Source organism: Fusobacterium sp., assembly GCF_030528405.1.
Taxonomy (GTDB): Bacteria; Fusobacteriota; Fusobacteriia; order Fusobacteriales; family Fusobacteriaceae; genus Fusobacterium.
Window position 1 is genome coordinate 1 of record NZ_JAUMYY010000063.1, and the last position, 5,284, is coordinate 5,284.

Genomic DNA, 5,284 nt, shown 5'->3' on the forward strand with positions numbered 1-5,284 from the left:
AAATAAACTATCACAGAAATTTAAAAATCATTACATTCAAAACAAATAAAAACTTGACAAAAATTAAAAATAAATGTAAACTTATAAACTGAATATAATTAGCTTTTGGAGGTGAAAAAATGAAAAGAACATTTCAACCAAATCAAAGAAAAAGAAAAAAAGATCATGGGTTTAGATCAAGAATGGCAACTAAAAATGGAAGAAAAGTATTAAAAAGAAGAAGAGTTAGAGGAAGAACTAAACTATCAGCATAAAACCCGGTGATTAAAAAACACCGGTTTTTTTAGCTATTAAATTTTCAGGAGAAAAAATGAATACTTTAAAAAATAATAGAGAGTTTCAAAATATATATACATCTGGAAAGAAATGTTTTGGTTACTACTCTCTTATTTTTTTTAATAAAAATAATTTAAATGAAAACAGATTTGGTTTTGTTGCTAGTAAAAAAATAGGAAAAGCTCATTGTAGAAATAGAATTAAAAGATTATTTAAAGAATATACAAGAAAAAATTTAGAGAAAATAAACAAAAATTATGATATTATAATAATTGGAAAAAAAAATTTAGGTGATAATATAAAAAAAATAAAATACTTTAGTATAGAAAAAGACTTAAATAAAATATTAAAACTATCCAAAATTTTAAAGGAAGATAAATGAAAAACTTATTTCTTATATTAATAAAGTTTTATCAAAAATTAATATCTCCTATTTTTCCTGGAAAGTGTAGATTTTATCCAACATGTTCAACATATACGTATCAAGCTATTGAACAATATGGATGTTTAAAAGGATTATATCTAGGAATTAAAAGAATATTAAAATGTCATCCATTCAATGAAGGTGGATATGATCCATTACCACAAAAAAAAGAAAACAATCGGGAGGCTAAATGAAATATATTTATAGTTTATTATTAAATTTTATAGAATTTTTGTTGAAATCAGTAGATAATATAGTAGGAAATTTTGGTTTATCAATAATAATAGTTACAATAATAATAAAAATATTATTATTGCCTTTAACTATAAAACAAGATAAATCTATGAAAGCAATGAAAAAATTGCAACCTCAATTAGATGAAATAAAGAAAAAATATGCAAATGATAAACAAATGTTAAACATAAAAACTATGGAATTATATAAAGAAAATAAAGTAAACCCTGCTGGAGGTTGTTTACCTATACTTATTCAATTACCAATTTTATTTGCATTATTTGGTGTATTAAGAAGTGGAATAGTTCCAACGGATTCTACATTTTTATGGATGAGATTAGTAGAACCAGATCCATTTTATATTTTACCACTTTTAAATGGAGGAATTTCATTTTTACAACAAAAATTAATGGGAACATCAGACAATCCTCAAATGAAAAATATGATGTATATGTTTCCTATTATGATGATATTTATATCATATAAGATGCCTGCAGGTCTTCAAATTTATTGGTTAACTTCAAGTTTAACAGCTGTTGTTCAACAATATTTTATAATGAAGAAAGGAGCTTAGTATGCAAAAAACAATAGAAGTAAAAGCTATTGATAAAGAAAAAGCCTTAAAAAGGGCATTAAATATTTTAAGTATTAGTTTAAATGATGAACAAGAAGTTGAAATAACAGAAAAAAGAAAACCTAAGAAAAAATTTTTTGGTTTACTAGGTACTGAGCCTGGTATTTATGAAATATGTATAAGAACAAAAATAAAAAAAGCCAATAAAAAAGATGAAAATATAGAAAAAATAAATAAAGAACAAAAGAAAAAAGAAGATAAATTGGAAATAAAAAAAGAAGAAATTAAAAAAAATAATGATTTTAAAATAGAAAAAAATGAAAATAGAGATGAAAAGGAAACAGAAATATTTGAAAAAACAAAAATACTTTTAGATAAAATGAATTTAAATTTTGAAATAGAAATCAAAAAATTAAAAGAAAAAAATTATATTGTTAATTTAATAGGTAAAGATAATGCTATTATAATAGGACAAAAAGGGAAAACTTTGAATAGTTTTGAATATTTATTAAATTCTTTATTAAAAGATTGTAGAGTAGAAGTTGATGTTGAAAAATTTAAAGAAAAGAGAAATGAAACTTTAAGAATATTAGGAAAAAGGATGGCAGAAAAAGTTTTAAAAACTAATAAAACAGTAAGACTTAATGCTATGCCTCCTAGAGAGAGAAAAATTATACATGAAATTGTAAATAAATACTCTAATTTAGATACATACAGTGAAGGAAGAGATCCAAAAAGATATATAGTTATAAAAAAGAAAAAATAAGAAGTAGGAGGAATTATGTTATTAGATACTATAGCTGCTATATCAACTCCAAGGGGAGAAGGTGGTATAAGTATAGTAAGAATATCTGGTTCTGAATCTCTTGAAATACTTGAAAAAATATTTAAACCTAAGAGTAACAAGTCGATTAAAGATCTAAAAAATTACAGTATTAACTATGGTTATATTTTTGATAATATGAATGTAGTTGATGAAGTTTTAATTAGTATTATGAAAGCTCCTAACACTTATACTAGAGAAGACATAGTTGAAATAAATTGCCATGGTGGTTTTTTAATAACTGAAAAGGTTTTAGAATTAGTTTTAAAAAATGGAGCTAGAATAGCTGAAGTAGGAGAATTTACAAAAAGAGCTTTTTTAAATGGTAGAATAGATTTAACGCAGGCTGAAGCTATAAGTGATATTATACATGGGAAGACAGAGAAATCTCTGTCTTTATCTTTAAATCAACTTAGAGGAGATTTAAGAGAAAAGATAAAAAATATTAAAATTTTAATTTTAGATTTAGCAGCACATATAAATGTTGTATTAGATTATCCAGAGGAAGGAATAGAAGATCCTATTCCAGAAAATTTATTAAATAATTTAAGAAATGCATCCAATGAAATAAAAAATTTAATTTTATCTTATAACAAAGGAAAAATTATAAAAGATGGAATAAAAACAGCAATAATTGGAAAGCCTAATGTTGGAAAATCAAGTATATTAAACTCTTTATTAAGAGAAGAAAGAGCTATTGTTACTCAAATTCCAGGAACAACAAGAGATATAATAGAGGAAGTTATAAATATAAATGGAATTCCTTTGATTCTAGTTGATACAGCTGGAATAAGAAATACTGATGACATAGTAGAAAACATAGGAGTTAATAAGTCAAAAGATTTAATTAATAAAGCAGATCTTATTTTATATGTAGTTGATACTTCAAAAGATTTAGAAGAAGAAGATTATAAAATACATGAGTTTATAAATAATGATAAAGTTATAGGTATTTTAAATAAGATTGATATAAAAAAAGAAATTGATTTAAGTAAATTATATAAAATAGAAAAATGGATAAAAATATCTGCAACTTCAAATATAGGTATAGAAGATTTAGAAAATAAAATTTATAAATATATTATAGATGAAAAAGTTGACGATAGTTCACAAAAATTAATTATAACAAATGTTAGACATAAATCTGCTTTAGAAAAGACATATATGGCTCTCAATAATATTTTTGAAACAGTAAAAAAAGGTCTACCTATGGATTTAATGGCAGTTGATATTAAAGATGCCTTAGATTCATTAGGAGAAGTTACTGGAGAAATATCAAGTGAAGATTTATTAGATCATATATTTAGTAATTTTTGCGTTGGAAAATAGAATTTAGAAATAGAGGGAAAATAATGAAAGATTATGACATAATTGTTGTAGGTGCTGGACATGCTGGTTGTGAAGCAGCATTTGCAGGTGCAAGGCTTGGAAAAAAAGTTGGACTTATAACATTATACTTAGATACTATTGCAATGATGTCTTGTAATCCATCTATAGGAGGACCAGGAAAAAGCAATTTAGTAACTGAAATAGATATTTTAGGTGGAGAAATAGGAAGACATACAGATGAAAATAATCTTCAATTAAAAGATTTAAATATAAGTAAAGGTCCAGCAGCGAGGATAACTAGAGGTCAGGCAGATAAATATTTATATAGAAAAAGAATGAGAGAAAAACTTGAAGAAAATGAAAATATAAATCTAATTCAAGACTGTGTTGAAGAAATTTTGGTAGAAAATTTAGAAAATGAAAATTCTTATCAAAAAAAAGTTATAGGAATAAAAACAAGACTTGGAATTATATATAATACTAAAGCCATAGTTTTAGCAACAGGAACTTTTTTAAAAGGAAAAATAGTTATAGGTGATGTAACTTATTCTGCTGGTAGGCAAGGAGAAGATTCAGCAGAAAAATTATCTGATAATTTAAGAGATTTAGGAATAAAAATAGAAAGATACCAGACTGCAACTCCGCCAAGAATAGATAAAAAGACTATTGACTTTTCAGAATTAGAAGAACTAAGAGGAGAAGAAAAGCCAAGATATTTTTCTATATTTACTAAAAAAGAAAAAAATAATACAGTGCCTACATGGCTTACTTATACTTCTGAAAAGACTATAAAAGTAATTCAAGAAATGATGGAATTTTCTCCAATAGTAAGTGGTATGATAGAATCCCATGGACCAAGACACTGCCCTTCAATAGACAGAAAGGTTTTAAATTTTCCAGATAAAGTAAAACATCAGATATTTTTAGAATTGGAATCAGAAAATTCAGATGAAATATATGTAAATGGTCTTACAACAGCTATGCCAGCTTTTGTACAAGAAGCAATTTTAAAAACTATAAAAGGATTAGAAAATTCTAAAATAATGAGACATGGTTATGCAGTCGAATATGATTATGCACCAGCAAGTCAATTATATCCAAGTCTTGAAAATAAAAAAATATCAGGTTTATTTTTTTCAGGCCAAATAAATGGAACTTCAGGTTATGAGGAAGCAGCAGCTCAAGGCTTTATTGCAGGAGTGAATGCGGCTCGTAAAATTGAAGGGAAAGATCCTATAGTAATAGACAGATCAGAAGCATATATAGGTGTCTTAATAGATGATCTGATTCATAAAAAAACTCCAGAACCTTATCGAGTTTTACCTTCAAGAGCTGAATATAGGATAACTCTAAGATATGACAATGCTTTTATGAGATTATTTGATAAAATAAAGGAAATAGGAATTTTATCAAAAGAAAAAATAGATTTTCTTGAAAAATCTATAGCTGATGTGTATACTGAGATTAATAATTTGAAAAATATTTCTGTTAATATGAATGAGGCTAATAAATTATTAAAAAACTTAGGTTTAGAGGAAAGGTTTGTAAAAGGAATAAAAGCAAGTGAAATTTTAAAAATAAAAGATGTTAGTTATGATAATTTAAAAGAATTTTTAAATTTAAA

At 24.9% G+C, this 5,284-nt stretch carries 7 protein-coding genes; all 7 read left to right on the forward strand.

What is annotated here, in order from left to right:
• The first annotated feature begins 119 nt into the window (after positions 1-119).
• Positions 120-254, forward strand: a complete 135-nt coding sequence (gene rpmH, locus Q4A58_RS07830; RefSeq protein WP_303118111.1) for a 50S ribosomal protein L34 — start codon at positions 120-122, stop codon at positions 252-254.
• A gap of 56 nt (positions 255-310) precedes the next feature.
• Complete coding sequence (gene rnpA, locus Q4A58_RS07835) at positions 311-658, forward strand: ribonuclease P protein component (RefSeq protein ID WP_303118114.1); 348 nt, start codon at positions 311-313, stop codon at positions 656-658.
• On the forward strand, positions 655-894 hold the full coding sequence (gene yidD / locus Q4A58_RS07840; RefSeq protein WP_303118116.1) for a membrane protein insertion efficiency factor YidD: 240 nt from the start codon (positions 655-657) through the stop codon (positions 892-894). The genes rnpA and yidD overlap by 4 nt, the downstream gene beginning before the upstream one ends.
• Complete coding sequence (locus tag Q4A58_RS07845) at positions 891-1,508, forward strand: YidC/Oxa1 family membrane protein insertase (protein WP_303118118.1); 618 nt, start codon at positions 891-893, stop codon at positions 1,506-1,508. The genes yidD and Q4A58_RS07845 overlap by 4 nt, the downstream gene beginning before the upstream one ends.
• 1 nt (position 1,509) lies before the next feature.
• On the forward strand, positions 1,510-2,274 hold the full coding sequence (locus Q4A58_RS07850; protein ID WP_303118120.1) for a R3H domain-containing nucleic acid-binding protein: 765 nt from the start codon (positions 1,510-1,512) through the stop codon (positions 2,272-2,274).
• Between the two features lie 15 nt (positions 2,275-2,289).
• Positions 2,290-3,660, forward strand: a complete 1,371-nt coding sequence (gene mnmE / locus Q4A58_RS07855; protein WP_303118122.1) for a tRNA uridine-5-carboxymethylaminomethyl(34) synthesis GTPase MnmE — start codon at positions 2,290-2,292, stop codon at positions 3,658-3,660.
• A 20-nt stretch (positions 3,661-3,680) separates the two neighbouring features.
• On the forward strand, positions 3,681-5,284 hold a 1,604-nt coding region (gene mnmG / locus Q4A58_RS07860; RefSeq protein ID WP_303118124.1), incomplete at its 3' end, for a tRNA uridine-5-carboxymethylaminomethyl(34) synthesis enzyme MnmG.